Source organism: Parablastomonas sp. CN1-191 (genome assembly GCF_049354825.1).
Classification (GTDB): domain Bacteria; phylum Pseudomonadota; class Alphaproteobacteria; order Sphingomonadales; family Sphingomonadaceae; genus Novosphingobium.
Map to the genome: position 1 here is coordinate 1,876,910 of NZ_CP186480.1, position 17,259 is coordinate 1,894,168.

A 17,259-nucleotide genomic window follows, 5' to 3' on the forward strand; every position below is an offset into this window, starting at 1 on the left:
TGCTGTAACGTGACTTGCCGCGTGGACGAAACACGGCAAGTCCGGACGGCACGCGGAATCGAAGCCCGCAGTGCTGCACCGTCCCCCGATAGCGGCAAAGCGGCTGAAATGCGAACGGAATCCTGCGGGCCGCCGGGCCATGCGCAGCGGTGTGACATTTCTGCCGAGAGCCCGGTTACAATCGTGCGCAAATCAGGCGGCTTGTATCACGCCGTGGCGCTTGGCATTGAGTGGGCATGGACATCGTCTCCTTGCTTACCGACCCTGCAACCTGGGCGGCGCTGCTCACGCTGATCGCGCTCGAAGTCGTACTCGGCATCGACAACCTGATCTTCATCGCGATCTTGTCGAACAAGCTCCCGCCGGAAAGCCAGGCCCGCGCCCGGCGCATCGGGCTGGCGCTCGCGCTGGTGATGCGGATCGGCCTGCTGTTGCTCATCGGGTGGCTGGTCACGCTGACGCAGCCGCTGTTCGACCTTGGCCTGGTGGGCGCGGCGAACGCGTACGGCGAGCCAACGTTCGAAACCGCTTTCTCGGGCCGGGACCTGATCCTGCTGGCGGGCGGGCTGTTCCTGCTGTGGAAGGCGACCAAGGAAATCCACCACGCGATGGAGCCGGGGGACGACAGCAACGACATCCTCGACAAGAGTCCTGCGAAGACTTCCGCGCCTGCAGCCTTCGGCGCGGTCATCGCGCAGATCATCGCCATCGACATGGTGTTCTCGGTCGATTCGATCCTAACCGCCGTGGGCATGACCGACGATGTCCCGATCATGATCGCGGCCGTTGTCATCACGGTCGGCGTCATGATGGTGGCGGCGGATCCGCTGGCGCGCTTCATCGAACACAACCCGACGCTGATCATGCTGGCGCTGGCCTTCCTGGTCATGATCGGCCTCGTGCTGATTGCCGATGGCTTCGGCTTCCACGTCCCCAAGGGGTATATCTATGCCGCCATGGGGTTCTCGGTCGGGGTCGAGTTTCTCAACATGATCCAGCGGCGCCGGCGCGCCCGAAAGGCGCAGCGATGACCGACTTTCGCCCCGTCACCGACAAGTTTCTGGCCAGCCCGCAGATCGCTGTCGCGGACGTTGCCGCGGCCAAAGCGCTGGGGGTGACGCTGATCGTCAACAACCGCCCCGAAGGGGAAAGTCCAGACCAGGTGCCGGGCGCGGCGATCGCTGCCGAGGCGCAAGCCCAGGGCCTCTCCTATGTCGCGATCCCAGTGACTCATGCCGGTTTCTCGCAAGCCCAGGTCGATGCGATGGCCCAGGCGCTGAGCACGGCCGATGGCAAGGTCCTGGCCTATTGCCGTTCCGGTACGCGCTCGACGCTGCTGTGGGCGCTGGCCGAGGCCAGCCGCGGCCGCGAGCCGGGTGAGATCGCGTCCGCCGCGGCAAGCGCCGGATACGATGTCACCCCGATTGCGACGATGCTATCGATGCTGGCGGCGCGCGCCGGCGGCTGATGGGGGCGATGCTGCAGTTCGCCGGCTCGCTCGCGGCGATCCTCGGACTGGCGGCGCTGTCGCACCGCCTTGGCCTGGGCGGCGACGAACGCCTGCGCGATGCGGAGCGCGCACGCCGTCTTGCCGGCGAAGCGCTCGAAGGGTTCGAGCCGGTCGCCATCGCGCTCGATCGCGCGGGCATCGCCGCACTGGCGCGCGATGCTTCGGGCCGCGTCATGTTGCTGCGGCGCCACGGTGCGAAATGGGCCGCGCGTCTGCTCGACGGCCACGGCCACGCGCGCCTCGATCGCCAGTTCCTGACCATTGCCACGGGCGAGCGCACTTTCGGCGCGATCACGCTCGACCTGGGGGCCGAGGCGCCGGCGTGGGCTGCCAGCCTGCGCCACCTGGGTGGCAGGCGGAGCGCGGCATGACGCGCTTCGACCCCGTCACTTACGCGATCCCGGTCTTCGTGCTTCTGATCGTGGCCGAAATGATCTGGGCACGGCGCAAGCGTCCCGACGCCTATGAGCCGCGCGACACCCTTGCGTCGCTGGCGATGGGGCTGGGCAGTACGGTGGCCGGCCTTCTGACCGGCGGGCTGGTCCTGTCGCTGGCGTACTGGCTTTACGATCACCGGGTCGCGACCATCGGCTGGTCGTGGTGGGCCTGGGCGCTGTGTTTCGTGCTCGACGATCTGGCGTATTACTGGGCGCACCGCACTGGCCACCGGGTGCGCTGGTTCTGGGCCAGCCACGTAAACCACCATTCCAGCCAGCACTACAACCTGTCGACAGCGCTGCGGCAAACGTGGACCGGGTTCATCGCGCTGTCGTTCCTGTTCCGCCTGCCGCTGGCCTTGGCTGGCTTCCATCCGTTGATGATCCTGACCATCGGCGGCTTCAACCTGATCTACCAATTCTGGATCCACACCGAGGCGATCGGCCGTTTCCCCCGCTGGTTCGAGGCAGTGATGAACACGCCCAGTCACCACCGCGTCCACCACGCGACCAACCCGCTGTACCTCGACCGCAATTACGCCGGCACCTTCATCGTCTGGGACAAGGCCTTCGGCACGTTCCAGCGCGAACTCGGTGCGCAGGAGGGTGGAGGGCCAATCCGCTACGGCATCGTGCGCCAGCTCGGCAGCTTCAACCTGGGCTGGGTCGCCTTCCACGAATGGATCGGCATTGCACGCGATCTGTGGTCGGCGCCGTGGCGGCACAAGCTATCCTACCTGTGGCGCGAACCGGGCTGGAGCCACGACGCCAGCCGCGACACCAGCGACACGATCCGCGAGAGGTGGCGCGCGAGGATCGCCGGGCCCCTCGAATAGAAAAAGGAGCCGGAAGCGGCTGGCTTCCGGCTCTTGAAGGTGGTGTTCGCAGGAGGAACATCGGGAGGCGGGACCGGCCGAGGAGAGCGCCCGGTCCCGCCAAGCTGATCATCAGTAGTTGTAGGCGCGTTCGCCGTGATCGACGATGTCGAGGCCTTCGCGCTCCTGGTCCTCGGTCGGACGCAGGCCGGTCAGCGCCTTGGCGACATAGATCGCGATCGCGGTACCGATGGCGGCCCAGACGATGGTGGTGGCGACCGTTTCGAACTGGATCACCACCTGCTGGCCGATCGACTTCGAGCCGTCGCCAGGGCCGCCGAACACCGGGGCGTAGACGATGCCGGTGCCAAGCGCGCCGATCATGCCGCCGATGCCGTGGATCCCGAAGGTGTCGAGCGCATCGTCGTAGCCCAGCCTGGGCTTGAGGATGGTGACCGCAAAGTAGCAGACGAAGGCTGCGACGATGCCCAGGATGACGGCGCCGAACGGCCCGGAGTTGCCGGCCGCCGGGGTAACTGCGACAAGGCCGGCGATGATGCCCGAGCAGAAGCCGAGGGCGGAAGCCTTGTGGCCGGCCAGCCGCTCCGCCAGCATCCAGAACAGGCCGCCGGCCGCCGTCGCGACGAAGGTATTGATCATCGCCAGGCCGGCCGAACCGTTGGCTTCCAGCGCTGAGCCGGCATTGAAACCGAACCAGCCAACCCACAGCAGCCCGGTGCCGATCCCGGTCATCGTCAGCGAGTGCGGCGGCATGATGTCCTTCCCGTAGCCGACCCGCTTGCCCAGGATCAGGCACGCGACCAGCGCCGAGACGCCGGAGTTGATGTGGACCACGGTCCCGCCGGCAAAATCCAGCGCGCCGCGGGTGAAGAAGAACCCGCTGGACGCCCAGACCATGTGCGCGATCGGGAAATAGACGATCGTGAGCCACACCGCGGCGAAGATCATCACCGCGGAAAACTTCATCCGTTCGACGACCGATCCCAGCACCAGCGCGACGGTGATCGCCGCGAAGGTCATCTGGAAGCAGACGAACACGTACTCGGGTATCGCGACGCCCTGAGTGAAGGTAGCCGCGGTGCTGGCCGCATCGACCCCGCGCAGGAACACCTTGTCGAAGTTGGCGATGAAGGGCTTAAGCCCGTCGCCGGCGAAATCGTTGCCGAAGGCCATCGAATAGCCCCACATGATCCACACCAGCATCGCCAGCGCGGCAACCGCGCCGACCTGGGTCATGACCGACAGCATGTTCTTGGTGCGAACCAGGCCGCCGTAGAACAGGCCAAGGCCCGGCACGATCATCAGCAACACCAGGATGGTGGAGGTCATCATCCAGGCGGTATCGCCCTTGTCGACCGTGGGGGCGGCAGCGGCCGCGGAAGCCTGCGCGAAGGCAGTCGTGGCGGCGAACATCGACGCGCCCAGCGCGCCGGCGCCGCAAAGCATCTTGCGGATCATGGTGAAGTTCCTCGTCTTGCCCGAAAGGCGTGCGGTCCCGCTCACAGCGCGGTATCCCCGGTTTCGCCGGTTCGAATGCGCGTTGCGGATACAAGGTCGATCACGAAGACCTTGCCGTCGCCGATGGCGTCGGTGCTGGCGACCTGCTGGATCGTCTCTACGATCCGCGGCGCCAGATCGTCTGCTGCCGCGATTTCGAGCTTCACCTTGGGCAGCATCATCGTCGAATACTCTGCGCCGCGGTAAATCTCGGTATGACCCTTTTGCCGTCCGAACCCCTTGACCTCGGTCACGGTCATACCGGCCACGCCGATGGCGGCCAGCGCTTCGCGCACTTCGTCCAGCTTGAACGGCTTGATGACGGCGATGATGAATTTCATGCCCAGCCCCCGATAACGCCGGCCCGCTGCCGGCTTCGCAGGTGCAGCAAGCATCGTGCCAGTCAGGAACTTTCGAACCAATTCAGCGTCGCAACGGGCGAAAGATTGCGCTGTTCGGGTCTTAGGCGCCCCAATACTGCGCAATTGCTCAAATTTTAGGCAGCTTTAGCTTGGCCCAGATAGGCAAGTGATCCGATGCCACCGCCGACAACGCGCTGTGGTGCACCCCTACGGAAACACATTCCCAGCAGGCCGAGACAACGATGCGATCGAGCTGCGCCGCTGGCCGCCGCGTGGGGAAGCTGCGCCCGCAGCCCAGCACCGTCCAGTGGGGGTGAAATTCGCGCAGCGACCCGCCGCGCGTCGCCCACTCGTTCATGTCGCCCATCATCACGCAGGGCGCCTCCCCCTCGCCGTCCCTGGCGCACCCGTCGACGTGCGACAGGATCGCGCGAAGCTGCTGGCGGCGTCGCAGGCCCGACAAGTCGAGGTGCATGCCGACCACGCGCAGCCGGCGGCCGCCGGCATCGAGATCGGCACGGATCGCGCCGCGCGGCTCGAGCGTGGGCAGCGGCACCACGCTGGCGGTCGCCACCTCGATGCCCTTCTTCACCAGCAAGGCGTTGCCGTGCCAGCCGATCGAATCGGGCCGCAGCGCCAGCGGCACCGCGCGGTAATGCGAATGTTCGATGACATCGCGCGGCAGCACGCTCTCTCGCCGGCCGAAACGGCGGTCCGCTTCCTGCAAGGCCACGATGTCGGCATCGATCTCGCGCAGCACCGACAGGATGCGATCGGGATCGCGCCGCCCGTCGAGGCCGACTGCCTTGTGAATGTTGTAACTGGCGAACTTGAGTTCCACGTCGCCGTCTAATGCCCCGCCCGCTCCGGCTGTTCCCGCATGCTAGCGCTCCTTGGTCGCGCCGAATACCAGCTCGGGGTTCTTTTCCTGCTGGTAGCCGACGTCCCAGGACGACCGGGCCATGAATACCGGGTCGCCGTCGCGGTCCTTGGCCAGGCTGGCCATGTTGAACTCGGCGAACGTGCGTAGCGCCGCGTCGCTGCCCTTGAGCCATCGTGCGGTGTCGAACGGCGCCGGTTCGAGCGCGGCCTCGACCTTGTATTCGGCCGACAGGCGGCTGATCAGCACGTCGAGCTGGAGCTGGCCGACGACGCCGACGATCCACTGCGCGCCGATCTCGGGATAGAACACCTGGATGACGCCTTCCTCGGAAAGGTCGTCGAGCGCCTTGCGCAGCTGCTTGGTCTTGGTCGGATCCTTGAGCTGGACACGGCGCAGGATTTCCGGCGCGAAGTTCGGCAGCCCGGTGAAGCGTACGTCGTTGCGCTCGGACAGGGTGTCGCCAACGCGCAACGTGCCGTGGTTGGGGATACCGATGATGTCCCCGGCCTGTGCGGTGTCGGCAATCTCGCGGTCCTGGGCGAAGAACAGGATCGGCGAGTGGACCGCGATCGGCTTGCCCAGGCCCGACGGCACCAGCTTCATGCCGCGCTTGAAGGTGCCCGAGACCATCCGCATGAATGCGATGCGGTCGCGGTGCTGGGGGTCCATGTTGGCCTGGACCTTGAAAACGAAGCCGGTCACTTCGTCGAAGCCAGGCTCGATAGTGCCTTGGTCGCTGGGCTGCGGGCGCGGCGGCGGGGCGAATTCGGCGATCGCCTCGATCAGGTCCTCGACCCCGAAGCTCTTCAGCGCGGAGCCGAAGTAGACCGGCGTCAGATCGCCGCTGCGATAGGCTTCGAGGTCGAACGCGGGATAGCCGATCTGCGCCAGTTCTACTTCCTCGGCCACCGCCTCGGGCAGCAGGGCGCTGTCGCGCGTGCCCAAAAATTCGCGGCTGTCGCCTTCCGGCCGCGCGGTCGTGCCGTCGGCAAAGCTGCGGATGCCCTCGAACGTGCCGCCCATGCCGACCGGCCAGTTCATCGGACAGACGTCGAGCGCCAGCGCGTCGGCCACTTCATCGAGCGTCGCGAACGGGCTGCGGCCTTCGCGGTCGACCTTGTTGACGAACGTGATGATCGGCACGCTGCGCAGGCGGCAGACCTCGAACAGCTTGCGCGTCTGCGGTTCGATCCCCTTGGCGGCGTCGATCACCATGATCGCGGAATCGACCGCGGTGAGCGTGCGGTACGTGTCTTCGGAAAAGTCCTCGTGGCCCGGCGTGTCCAGCAGGTTGAAAACGATGCCGTTGCGGGCAAACGTCATGACCGAACTGGTTACGGAAATGCCGCGCTGCTGTTCGATCTTCATCCAGTCCGAGCGGGCACGGCGCGCCTGTCCGCGCGCCTTGACCTCTCCGGCCAGGTGGATCGCGCCGCCGGTCAGCAGCAGCTTCTCGGTCAGCGTGGTCTTGCCCGCGTCAGGATGGGAAATGATGGCGAAGGTGCGCCGCGATTGCAGGAGGTCGGACATTCCGCGCGCCCTACAAGGCGTGCCGTGGCGCGTCCAGCAGCGTGCCGCCCGTCAGCCCAGGCCCAGCCCGCCGCGCAGAAGCGCGTTGGCCTCGTCGCTGACCGCGGCCAGGTCGGCGCCGGTATCCTGCACGCCATAGCGCAGGCCCAGGAACACATTCATGCCCATGATGGCCCAAGCCTGCGCCTCGGTCACGGGCCGGGCCACTTCGCCGCGCTCGGCCGCGGCGTTGAGACGCTCCTGGATGCGCCTGGCGGTGGTTTCGTAATGTGCCCGCCAGGCTTCGGGCGCGACGAACTCGGCCTCGTCGATGATGCGGTAGATTTCCTTGTGCTGCCGCGCGAACCCCAGGAACGCCTCCAGCGCCGCGCGTTCGCCGGCAACCGCGCTGGCATGGCCGCGCAGCACCGGGGCGACGTGATCGCGAACCGCCGCGCTCATGTCCTGGACCAGCGCGCGAAACAGCGCCTCTTTCGATTCGAAATAGGTATAAAACGTGCCCAGCGCCACGCCGGCGCGCACGGTGATCGACACGATCGAGCTGTCGTGAAAGCCGCGCTCACCGAACTCGGCGGCAGCGGCATCCAGCAACAGGCGCTGGGTGCGGCGCCCACGCTCGGTGCGCGGCGGGCGCAGAGAGGTTGCCGGCGCCTTCGAGGCATCCCTGCTCACTGTTGCCTGTTTGCCACTTCGGGCCACGTTTCGATCCCCTCCAGGAGCACTACAGATAAACAAAGTTGAAAGTCGGTTCAACTTTTATAAAAGGCCTTTGCGACCCGGCGAGGAGGCCGGGCTCTGGGAGAGACAAAGTCCATGAACTCCACCGATCTGTTCGGCCGCGCGTCGCTGCTCGCCTGTGCCGTTGCCGCCCTCACCGCCGTGCCCGCGCATGCGCAGGACACCGCCGCCTCGACGACCGCTGACGCCAGGATCACCGCCGCGGCCGAAGACGGCGCGATCGTCGTGACCGCCCGCCGCCGCGAGGAAACGCTGGTCGACGTGCCGATCGCGGTATCGGCCTTCTCGGGCGACCAGCTGGCCGCTCAAGGCGCCTCGGACATCACCGCGCTGGCCGATTCGGTACCCAACGTCACGCTCGAGCCGTCGCGCGCCACTAACTCGACGCTCACCGCCTTCATCCGCGGCGTCGGCCAGCAGGACCCGGTTTCGGGCTTCGAGCAGGGCGTCGGCATCTATCTCGACGACGTCTACCTCAACCGTCCGCAGGCCGCCGTGCTCGACATCTATGACGTCGAGCGGGTCGAAGTGCTGCGCGGTCCGCAGGGCACGCTCTATGGCCGCAACACCGTCGGCGGCGCGGTCAAGTACGTGTCGCGCCGGATCTCGGACGATCCGCAGCTGTCGCTGCGTGCCACTTATGGCAGCTTCAACCAGATGGACGGCGTGGTCTCGGCCTCGACCCCGGTCGGCAACGGCACGCTGCGCTTCGGCGCCTCGGTCGCGCGTCTGACCCGCGACGGCTTCGGCACGAACCTGACCACGGGCCTCGACAACTACGACAAGAACGTCTGGGCCGGCCGCGTCTCAGCCGAAGTGCACGGCACGGACGTGTTCGCGCGCGTGACCTTCGACGCCACGCACGACAAGTCGAACGCCCGTGGCGGCCACCGCATGATCCCGGGCCAGCTCAGCCACACCCCGGTGCTGGCCAACGTTTTCGACACCCAGGGCGGGCTCAATTCGCCCAAGCAGGACGTGACCGCCTATGGCGGTTCGCTGTTCCTCGAGGCGCACCCGAGCGATACGCTGACCTTCCGCTCGATCACCTCGTACCGCTGGGACGATTCGGCGTCGCCGATCGATTTCGACGCGCTGCCTTCGGTCGACGTCGACGTGCCCGGCTTCTACCGCAACAACCAGCTCAGCCAGGAGCTGCAGATGCTGGTCGACAACGGCCCGCTGCACGCGCTGGTCGGCATGTACTACCTCAACGCCACGGCGCTGACGCAGTTCGACGTGCGCCTGTTCACGACGCTGAACGGCCTGACCGCCTTCACCAACGCGAACATCGGCACCGATACGCTGGCCGGCTTCGCCAACGTGTCCTACGACTTCAGCGACCGCCTCAGCCTTGAAGTCGGTGGCCGCTACACCTGGGACAAGCGCAACGCCTACATCCTGCGCCAGAACTACCTGGGCGGCGGTTCGCCGGTGTTCGGCGGATCGGGCGTGGCCTTCGGCGCGCCGGGCACCAACTTCACCGGCGCCAGGGTCTACACCAAGTTCACCCCGCGCGTGTCGCTGAGCTTCAAGCCTACACCCGATACGCAGTTCTACGCGTCCTATTCGCAGGGCTTCAAGGGCGGCGGCTTCGATCCGCGCGGCGTCGGCGCCAACGCGCCGGCGGGCGTCAGCCAGGCCGAATTCCTGTCGTTCAAGCCGGAATCGGTGAACAGCTACGAGGTCGGCGCCAAGGGCAGCCTGTTCGACCGCCGCCTGTACCTGGCCGCCGCGCTGTTCCGGATGGACTACACCGACGTCCAGATCCCCGGCTCGGTAGCGTGCCTGGTCGGCGGCCTGCCCAGCTTCTGCGGCAACGTCTCCAACGCGGGCAAGGCGCGGATGCAGGGCGCGGAGCTGGAAGGGCGCGCCAAGCTGTTCGACGGCGCGGCCGGTTCGCTCAGCCTCAACGGCTCGGTCGGCTATATCGACGCCAAGTACCTGAGCTACATCACCAACATCGCCAGCAAGCCGACCGACGTTGCCCCCTATCGCCATGTCCAGAACACCCCGGCATGGACGGGCAACACCTCGCTGACCTACTCGGCCAATCTGGGTGACGGCCGCCTTGATGCGACCGGCGGCATGTCGTTCAAGTCGAAGACCTACAACTTCGAGATCGCCAACCCCTACCTCGACCAGAAGGCCTACCAGCTGTTCGACGCCAGCCTGGTCTACCACGCGCCGGGCGATCGCTGGACGATCGGCGTGTTCGGCAAGAACCTGACCGACAAGAAGTACCGCACGTCGGGCTATGCCTACGTCAATTTCGACCCGACGACCGGCACGATCCTGCCGCGCGCCGACGGAACGCTGGTGCCGACGCTGGGCAAGGAAGGCGTGCTGACGACCTTCTACGGCAACCCGCGCCAGATCTATGCGACCGCCACGCTCAAGTTCTGAGCCGGCGCGACGTGATGGGAAGGGGGCCGGGCGGGTAACCGCCCGGCCCCTTTTGCTCATGGCGCCGAGCAAACCGCGATCGACAGCCGCCACGAACGGCTTGCCCCCGGCGCCAGGACGACCGAGCCCGGCTTGGCGGTGAAATCGAGCGAGAATCCGGCCGGGTCGGCATGGCCTTGCCACGGCTCGATGCAGACGTAGCGCGCGCCCGGCTTTTGCCACACGCCCAGCATCGGGCTGTCGGGCCATTCCAGCCGCAGCTCGGCGCCGCCGGGCGAGACGTAACGGCAGCCCCGGCTGGCCAGCGTGGTCCAGATCAGCGCATCGTTGGCGAACAGGGCTTCGTTCAGCGCCAGGCGATTGCCTCTGACCGGGGTCGCCTCGTACCGCGCCAGCAGGCCGGCGGCGTCGATCCGGGCAACGTCCTGCGGCTCGTCGCGGTCGAAGACGATGGCATGGCCGTGCTTGGCGCCGCCACGCGGCAGCGGCCAGGCGAAGGCGGGGTGAAAGCCGAAAGACAGCGGCATGGCGGTAGCGCCGGCATTGGTCACCGTGGCGACCTGCTCCAGCGTTCCGCCGCGCAGCGCGAAGGCGACCTCGAGCGTGAAGGCAAACGGGTACTGCGCGCGCGTCTCGGCATTGTCGGCAAGACGCAGCACCGCCTTGGCACCGTCACGCCGCACCACGTCGAACCGGCTGGTCCGCGCGAAGCCGTGCTTGCCCATCGCGTAGTCGCGCCCATCCAGCCGATAGTGGCCGTCATTCAGCGCGCCGACGATCGGGAACAGGATCGGGGCGTGCCCCGTCCAGAACGCCGGATCCGCGTCGGTCATCCACTCGTCGGCGCGCGCGTCCTTAAGCGACCACAGCTCGGCACCCAGCGGGTTGACCGCGGCGGTCAGGCCGTCCGCGGCAATGACGATCAGGTCGCTCATGCCGTCAGCAACCCGTCACCCGCGCAGTTGTGCCCCGAGCTTGCCCGCCGCCGCGGTAACTTTGTCGGCCGCCGTCTTGAGCTCGGCATCGGTGAACGATTTGTCGCCCGGCTGCAGCGTCACCTCGATGGCAACCGACTTGTGCCCCTCGGGCACGCCGGCACCGCGGAAATCATCGAACACCCGGGCGCCGACGATGGCCGCCTTGTCGGCGCCGCGAACCGCGCGCAGCAGGTCGCCCGCCGGCAGGTCGGCCGGGACCAGGAAGGCGAAATCGCGCGTCACTGCCTGCAAGGCGGGCGGCGCGTAGGCGGCGCGAGCGAACCCGCCGGAGCGCCGCTGCGGGATGGCATCGAGGAACAGCTCGGCCGCCGCCACCGGGACAGCGATATCGAACTGCTTGAGCAGCGCCGGGTGAAGCATGCCGAAGCGCGCCAGCACGGTCTTGGGGCCGAGCCGCAGCGTGCCCGACTGCCCGGGGTGAAACTGGTCGCCCGCCTCGCCCATGACCTGCAGATTGTCGACCGGCGCGCCGGCCTCGGCTAGCAGCGCCAGCGCCTCGGCCTTGGCGTCGTAGGCGTCGAACGCCTGCGCCTTGCCACTTGCCCAGCCGCGCGGCAGCTTTTCGCCCGCCAGCACGACCGCCAGCGAAGCCCGCTCGTCGCTGGTGCCATCGCCTGCGCGCAAATAGCGGCGCCCGATTTCGAACGCTCGGCTGCCCGCGGCGCCGCGATCGAGGTTGCGCCGCGCGGCCGACAGCAGCCCCGGCAGCAGCGAGGGCCGCATCGCCTTCATGTCCTCGCTGATCGGGTTGGCGAGCGTCCAGGGCGCGGTGCCCTCGGCGGCGAAGGCCGCGGCCTGGGCGGACGGGAGGAAGCTCCAGGTCACCGCCTCGGCCAGCCCGCGCGCCGCGGCTGCGCGGCGCAGCCGGCGCTCGCGCGCCTGCTCGGGCGTGGCGGTCGGCAACGCCACGGCGGCGGTGCGCGGCAGCGGCGTCGACGGGACGGCATCGAGGCCGTGGATGCGCACCACCTCCTCGACGATGTCGGCCGGGCCTTCGATGTCGGGGCGCCAGCCCGGCGCCGCGACGGTCCAGACCGGACCGACCACGTCATCGAGCGGGCGGCGCGGCGTTTCGCCGACGATCGCCAGCCCGTCCTCGTCGATCACGATCGGCTGGTCCTCGCCGTCCAGCACCGCGAAGCCGAGCGCGTCGAGGATCGCCGCCTGGCGCGTGCGCGCGACGTCGACGCCGCCCAGCCGCAGGACGAGTCCGGGATCGAAGGCGATCGGCGGCTTGCCGCCAAGCGTTCCGGACCGCTCCCACCAGCTGTCGGTGCCGGCCGGCTCGCTCCGGCGCCCGCCGCAGATGCGCTGCATCAGCTTCGTCGCGGCCAGCAGGGCGTCGTACATGATGCCGGGGTCGACGCCGCGCTCGAACCGGGCGCGCGCATCGCTGGTCAGGTTCAGCGCCCGCCCGGTGCGCGCGATCGAAAGCGGATCGAACCAGGCGCACTCGACCACCACGTTGGTCGTCGCGGCGCCGGCGCCGGAATGCGCGCCGCCCATTATCCCGCCGATGTCGTGGACCGCCGCATCGTCGGCGATCACGGTCATCCCGGCATCGAGCGTGTAGGCCTTGCCGTTGAGCGCCTCGACCGTCTCGCCGGGGCGCGCCTTGCGCGCCACCAGCGGTCCGTTCAGCTTCTCTTCGTCATAGACGTGAAGCGGGCGGCCAAGGTCGAACATGAGGTAGTTGGTGACGTCGACCAGCGCCGAGATCGGCCGCTGCCCGATCGCGCGCAGGCGCCGCTGCATCCATTCGGGCGAGGCGCCGTTGCGCACGCCCTCGATCCGCTGGGCCAGGAAGATCGGGCAGTCGGGATCATCGCTGCGCACCTCGGGCGCGGCGGCGGCACCGTCGTCCTCGCCGGCATAGGGCTGTCCGGTCGTCGCCAGGTCGTGAAGCAGGGCCGGGTGGTTGACACCGTTCCATTCGCGCAAGCGGCCCAGGCCCGCAGCGGCGAGGTCGCGCGCGATACCGTAAACGCCCATGCAGTCGGGCCGGTTGGGCGTGACCGCAGCCTCGATGACCGGATCGTCGAGCCCGGCGTAATCGACATAAGACATGCCCTGCACCGGCACCGGGCTGCTGGCCGACAGGCTGATGATGCCCTCGTGCCCCTCGCCCAGGCCCAGCTCGCGCTCGGAACACATCATTCCGAAGCTTTCGACGCCGCGGATCTTCGCTTCGCCCAAGGTGATCCCGGCCCCCGGCACGTAAGCGCCCGGGGGGCCGAAAACGCCGTACATGTACGCCTCGGCATTGGGCGCACCGCAGACGACCTGGACCGGCTGCCCACCGTTATAGTCGGGCCCGGCATCGACCATCAGGACCTGCAACTTGTCGGCCTGCGGATGCGGCGCGGCGCTGACGACGCGCGCGATCCGGAACGGGGCGAGCGCGGCGCCGGGATTCTCGACCCCTTCGACCTCGAGCCCGATGGCGCTCAGCTTGGCCACGATCTGTTCGAGCGTCGCCTCGGAATCGAGGTGATCCTTGAGCCAGGACAGTGTGAACTTCATGCCCCGGCTCCCGTCGAAATAGCGCCCACGCCGGCAGATAGCGTCGGCTGGTCGAACGCGGAAAATCCGTAGTGGGCCAGCCAGCGCGCGTCGCCGTCGAAGAAGGCGCGCAGGTCGTCCATGCCGTATTTCAGCATTGCCAGCCGATCGACGCCGATCCCGAAGGCGAAGCCTTGCCATTCGGACGGATCGTAGCCGCCCGCTTCCAGCACGCGGACGTTGACCATGCCGCTGCCCAGCAGTTCCATCCAGCCGTGCCCCGGCGCGTCGCCGTCGCCGCCCAGCATGCGCCGGGAGCCGTTGGGCCCTTTGACCTCCTGCCAGCCGACGTCGACCTCGACGCTCGGCTCGGTGAAGGGGAAATAGCTCGGCCGCAGGCGCAGGACGATGTCGTCGCGCTCGAAAAAGGCCTTGAGGAACGTTTCGAGCGTCCACTTGAGATGGCCCAGGTGGATGCCGCGGTCGATCACCAGCCCTTCGACCTGGTGGAACATCGGCGTGTGCGTGGCGTCGCTGTCGCTGCGATAGACGCGGCCCGGCGCGATGATGCGCAGCGGCGCGCCGCCCGGGCTGGCCTTGGCGGCTTTCAGCATCGTGCGGATCTGCACCGGGCTGGTGTGCGTGCGCAGCAGCATCCGGCGGCCCTCGGGACCCGCGTCGGGGAAATAGAACGTATCGTGCATGGCGCGCGCCGGGTGGCTTTCCGGCATGTTGAGCGCAGTGAAGTTATGCCAGTCGTCCTCGATCTCGGGTCCGGTGGCGACCGCGAAGCCCAGGTCGGCGAAGATCTCGGCCAGTTCGTCCATCACCTGGCTGACCGGGTGGACCGAACCGCGCGGCGCTGCCGGGGCGGGCAGCGTCAGGTCGATCCGCTCGGCCGCCAGGCGGGCTTCCATCGCCGCGCCTTGCAGCGCGCCCTTGCGCGCGGCCAGCGCGGCGGTGACCGCTTCGCGCAGGGCGTGGATGCGCGGACCGGCGCTCTGGCGTTCGTCCGCGCTCATCGCGCCGAGCGTCTTGAGCAATCCTGAGATCGAGCCTTGCTTGCCGAGAAACTCGACCCGCAGCGCTTCTACCGCGTCGGGCGTTTCGGCGGCGGCGATGCGCTGCACGGCTTCGGCCTGGAGGGCTGCATGATCCACGGTCGGCTAGTCTTTCCTGGGCGGCGCGCGATTGCGCCGCGCCGGCCTTTAGCGGCGCGGGCGCGAGGGGGCAAAACCCTATTTGCCTGCTCCGGCTAGACTCCGGCGGGGCGGTCGGTGGTCTGCACCGCGGAACCCGCGATCCGCATCCGTTCGCGCACGAACGTCTCCAGGATCGGGCGCGGCCGCGACGCGTATTCGCGCGGGCTCATTCCCATGAAGGCGTGGAAATCGCGGACGAACTGGGCCTGGTCGTGGTAATGCCCGTCGAGCGCGCCGATCCACTTGCGCGAGGGATCGAGGATGAACTGCGCCACGCTGCGCATGAAGCGCTGGCGGCGCAGCAGCGTCTTGGGCGTAAACCCGAAGTGGCGGCAGCACAGCCGCTCCAGCGTGCGCGGCTGGACGCCCGCGCGGGCGGCGAAATCGCCGACGCTGTGGACCTCGGGATCGACCATCGCGGCGTGGACGGCCAGGATCCGGTCATGGTCGGGCAGCGCACCGCCCAGCCTGCCGCGAAAGTACGCAATTATGGCCTCGAGCGCAGCAGGAACGTCGCCGTGAAACCGCGCGACACTGTCGGCCAGCGGGCCAAAGGCGGCGAAGGCAGGGTCGACCCGTCCGTCGACGACGCGGTCGGCATAGTCCGCGGCGGGCTGAGCGATGAACCGCGCCCACCCCAGCGGCATCAGCCCGATCCCCCAGAACGCGGTGCTGCCGACCGTGAAACGCGCGGGGCGCGACGTGGGTCCGGTGACGTAGAAATCGGTGCCCAGCACGGGCGCTCCGTCATCGATCACGGCGATCGGCGCATCGCCGCGCACGAAGCGCAGGTTGGCCCATTCGGGGTGGAGCGTATCGCTGACCCGGCCGTCATCCGGGACGGTAATCTCGGCACGATAGAAGGTCGTGAAATAGCGCTGCAGGTCGGGCGGCGGCAAGTGGAAGGCGGCCGAGACGACCGGATCGGCCGCGGCTTTCACCCCTTGCCCGTCATGATCGGCATTGTGCCCGCCCCGTTGCAACCCAGTCCCCCTGTCCGCCGTCTGCCGCGCGGTAGAGGCTATCATGATCGAATGGCCGGGCCGAGACAAGCGCCGCCCCCACACACGCGCCGGACACGACGAAAAAGGCGCGAAAGGATTGCTCCTTCCGCGCCTTTTTCAGTCCGGCAAAGCGAATCAGGCCGGGAGGGCCTTTTTCGCCATCGCGATGACCGCCGTGAAGGCGCCGCCTTCGTTCATCGCCAGATCGGCCATGACCTTGCGGTCCAGCGTGATGCCGGCCAGCTTGGCGCCGTGGATGAACTGCGAATAGGTCAAGCCTTCGGCGCGAACCGCGGCGTTGATGCGCTGGATCCACAGGGCGCGGAAAGTCCGCTTCTTAACCTTGCGGTCGCGGTACGCGTACTGGCCGGCCTTTTCGACTGCCTGCCGCGCGACGCGGATGGTGTTCTTGCGGCGACCGCGATAGCCCTTGGCCTGGTCGAGAATCCGCTTGTGCTTGGCGCGGGTGGTAACGCCGCGTTTGATACGTGCCATTGTCTATCCCCTCAGCCGAGCCCGTACGGGGCCCATTTCTTGATCACCTTGGCATCGGCGTCAGAAATGACGTCGGTGCCGCGGTTCTGGCGGATATACTTGGCGTTGTGGCTGATCAGGCGGTGGCGCTTGCCGACCACGCCGTGCTTCACCTTGCCGGTGGCCGTGAGCTTGAAGCGCTTCTTCACGCCGCTCTTGGTCTTGAGCTTGGGCATTTTCGTCTCCTTCAAAAGGGACACGTAAGACCGGCCCTGGCAGCCCTAGATAGCCAGGCAGGTCTTGAATTCCGTGCCGTTGAAGCGCGGGCCCCTAACCGCTGCGGGGGCAAATGGCAAGCGCCGTGGCGCGCCTGCCGCGAGGGATCGCCTCAGGCGGTCCGCACCGTTTCGGCCAGCTTGTCGAGCGCGTGGACGAGCGCGCGTTCATGCGCCTCGCGGTCGATCCCGCGCGGCGGGTCGATCGCCTCGACCGTGACGCGGGTGCCGGACCCGGCCGGGGTCAGCGTCCACAGCATCCGCATCGTTCCGGCGTTCTCGGGCCGATCGGACGGAAATTCGACCTCCCAGGTCAGCCGCCGCCCTTTCGTGACGGCGGCCACGCGGCCCACGACCCGGTCAATTCCGGCACCGGATTTGCCCTCTGTCCCCGCGGCGAAGCGCAGCGTCATGCGAAAGGGTCCGCCGGCGCGCGCTTCGTAGGCCTCGACCGTGGCGATCGCGCCTTCGGGCGGCAGCCACCGCTCAAGCTGGTCACCGGTAGACAGCGCCCGCCACACCGCATCGGGGGGGGCGGGAACGACCCGCGCGGCCCGGTCGATTCGTTGTTCGCGTCCCATGATCCAGCAACGCCGGAACGGCGA

Annotated in this window: 17 protein-coding genes; 5 read left to right on the top strand and 12 right to left on the bottom strand. The window is 67.9% G+C overall.

The window, feature by feature from the left end; genetic code table 11:
* The first annotated feature begins 236 nt into the window (after positions 1-236).
* The 4 genes from ACOYW6_RS09330 to ACOYW6_RS09345 are packed head-to-tail and all read left to right on the top strand — an operon-like array spanning position 237 to position 2,783.
* Positions 237-1,031 (top strand): TerC family protein, encoded by a 795-nt coding sequence (locus ACOYW6_RS09330; protein WP_423141051.1) that lies wholly within the window; start codon positions 237-239, stop codon positions 1,029-1,031.
* Positions 1,028-1,468, top strand: a complete 441-nt coding sequence (locus ACOYW6_RS09335) for a TIGR01244 family sulfur transferase (RefSeq protein ID WP_423141052.1) — start codon at positions 1,028-1,030, stop codon at positions 1,466-1,468. Before ACOYW6_RS09330 ends, ACOYW6_RS09335 begins: the two co-directional genes overlap by 4 nt.
* The gene (locus tag ACOYW6_RS09340) at positions 1,468-1,881 is read left to right on the top strand and encodes a hypothetical protein (RefSeq protein ID WP_423141053.1); all 414 of its coding nucleotides are present in this window, start codon (positions 1,468-1,470) and stop codon (positions 1,879-1,881) included. Before ACOYW6_RS09335 ends, ACOYW6_RS09340 begins: the two co-directional genes overlap by 1 nt.
* Positions 1,878-2,783 (top strand): sterol desaturase family protein, encoded by a 906-nt coding sequence (locus ACOYW6_RS09345; RefSeq protein WP_423141054.1) that lies wholly within the window; start codon positions 1,878-1,880, stop codon positions 2,781-2,783. Before ACOYW6_RS09340 ends, ACOYW6_RS09345 begins: the two co-directional genes overlap by 4 nt.
* 111 nt (positions 2,784-2,894) lie before the next feature.
* On the opposite strand, the gene ACOYW6_RS09350 is transcribed toward ACOYW6_RS09345, so the two are convergent.
* From ACOYW6_RS09350 to ACOYW6_RS09370, 5 genes are all read right to left on the bottom strand, one after another.
* Positions 2,895-4,241 carry an ammonium transporter gene (locus tag ACOYW6_RS09350; protein WP_423141055.1) on the bottom strand — a complete coding sequence of 449 codons (1,347 nt, stop codon included), beginning with the start codon at positions 4,239-4,241 and terminating at the stop codon, positions 2,895-2,897.
* 41 nt (positions 4,242-4,282) lie between these two features.
* On the bottom strand, positions 4,283-4,621 hold the full coding sequence (locus ACOYW6_RS09355; RefSeq protein WP_423141056.1) for a P-II family nitrogen regulator: 339 nt from the start codon (positions 4,619-4,621) through the stop codon (positions 4,283-4,285).
* Positions 4,622-4,769: 148 nt separating this feature from the next.
* Positions 4,770-5,483 (bottom strand): endonuclease/exonuclease/phosphatase family protein, encoded by a 714-nt coding sequence (locus ACOYW6_RS09360; protein ID WP_423141057.1) that lies wholly within the window; start codon positions 5,481-5,483, stop codon positions 4,770-4,772.
* A gap of 42 nt (positions 5,484-5,525) precedes the next feature.
* On the bottom strand, positions 5,526-7,055 hold the full coding sequence (locus ACOYW6_RS09365; protein ID WP_423141058.1) for a peptide chain release factor 3: 1,530 nt from the start codon (positions 7,053-7,055) through the stop codon (positions 5,526-5,528).
* 51 nt (positions 7,056-7,106) lie between these two features.
* Complete coding sequence (locus tag ACOYW6_RS09370) at positions 7,107-7,727, bottom strand: TetR/AcrR family transcriptional regulator (RefSeq protein ID WP_423141059.1); 621 nt, start codon at positions 7,725-7,727, stop codon at positions 7,107-7,109.
* A gap of 141 nt (positions 7,728-7,868) precedes the next feature.
* Between ACOYW6_RS09370 and ACOYW6_RS09375 the strand changes: the two genes are divergently transcribed.
* Positions 7,869-10,199 (top strand): TonB-dependent receptor, encoded by a 2,331-nt coding sequence (locus ACOYW6_RS09375; RefSeq protein WP_423141060.1) that lies wholly within the window; start codon positions 7,869-7,871, stop codon positions 10,197-10,199.
* A gap of 56 nt (positions 10,200-10,255) precedes the next feature.
* On the opposite strand, the gene ACOYW6_RS09380 is transcribed toward ACOYW6_RS09375, so the two are convergent.
* The 7 genes from ACOYW6_RS09380 to ACOYW6_RS09410 form a co-directional block, all read right to left on the bottom strand.
* The gene (locus ACOYW6_RS09380) at positions 10,256-11,134 is read right to left on the bottom strand and encodes an aldose 1-epimerase family protein (RefSeq protein WP_423141061.1); all 879 of its coding nucleotides are present in this window, start codon (positions 11,132-11,134) and stop codon (positions 10,256-10,258) included.
* 15 nt (positions 11,135-11,149) lie between these two features.
* Positions 11,150-13,720, bottom strand: coding sequence for a phenylalanine--tRNA ligase subunit beta (locus ACOYW6_RS09385; protein WP_423141062.1), 2,571 nt, complete (start codon positions 13,718-13,720; stop codon positions 11,150-11,152).
* Positions 13,717-14,859 (bottom strand): phenylalanine--tRNA ligase subunit alpha, encoded by a 1,143-nt coding sequence (gene pheS / locus ACOYW6_RS09390; RefSeq protein WP_423141063.1) that lies wholly within the window; start codon positions 14,857-14,859, stop codon positions 13,717-13,719. The genes ACOYW6_RS09385 and pheS overlap by 4 nt, the downstream gene beginning before the upstream one ends.
* Positions 14,860-14,954: 95 nt before the next feature.
* Positions 14,955-15,884 (bottom strand): helix-turn-helix domain-containing protein, encoded by a 930-nt coding sequence (locus tag ACOYW6_RS09395; RefSeq protein WP_423141064.1) that lies wholly within the window; start codon positions 15,882-15,884, stop codon positions 14,955-14,957.
* Positions 15,885-16,040: 156 nt separating this feature from the next.
* Positions 16,041-16,400, bottom strand: a complete 360-nt coding sequence (gene rplT, locus ACOYW6_RS09400) for a 50S ribosomal protein L20 (protein ID WP_423141065.1) — start codon at positions 16,398-16,400, stop codon at positions 16,041-16,043.
* A gap of 11 nt (positions 16,401-16,411) precedes the next feature.
* Positions 16,412-16,615 carry a 50S ribosomal protein L35 gene (gene rpmI, locus ACOYW6_RS09405; RefSeq protein WP_131621082.1) on the bottom strand — a complete coding sequence of 68 codons (204 nt, stop codon included), beginning with the start codon at positions 16,613-16,615 and terminating at the stop codon, positions 16,412-16,414.
* Between the two features lie 152 nt (positions 16,616-16,767).
* Positions 16,768-17,235 carry an SRPBCC domain-containing protein gene (locus ACOYW6_RS09410; RefSeq protein ID WP_423141066.1) on the bottom strand — a complete coding sequence of 156 codons (468 nt, stop codon included), beginning with the start codon at positions 17,233-17,235 and terminating at the stop codon, positions 16,768-16,770.
* Positions 17,236-17,259: the final 24 nt, after the last annotated feature.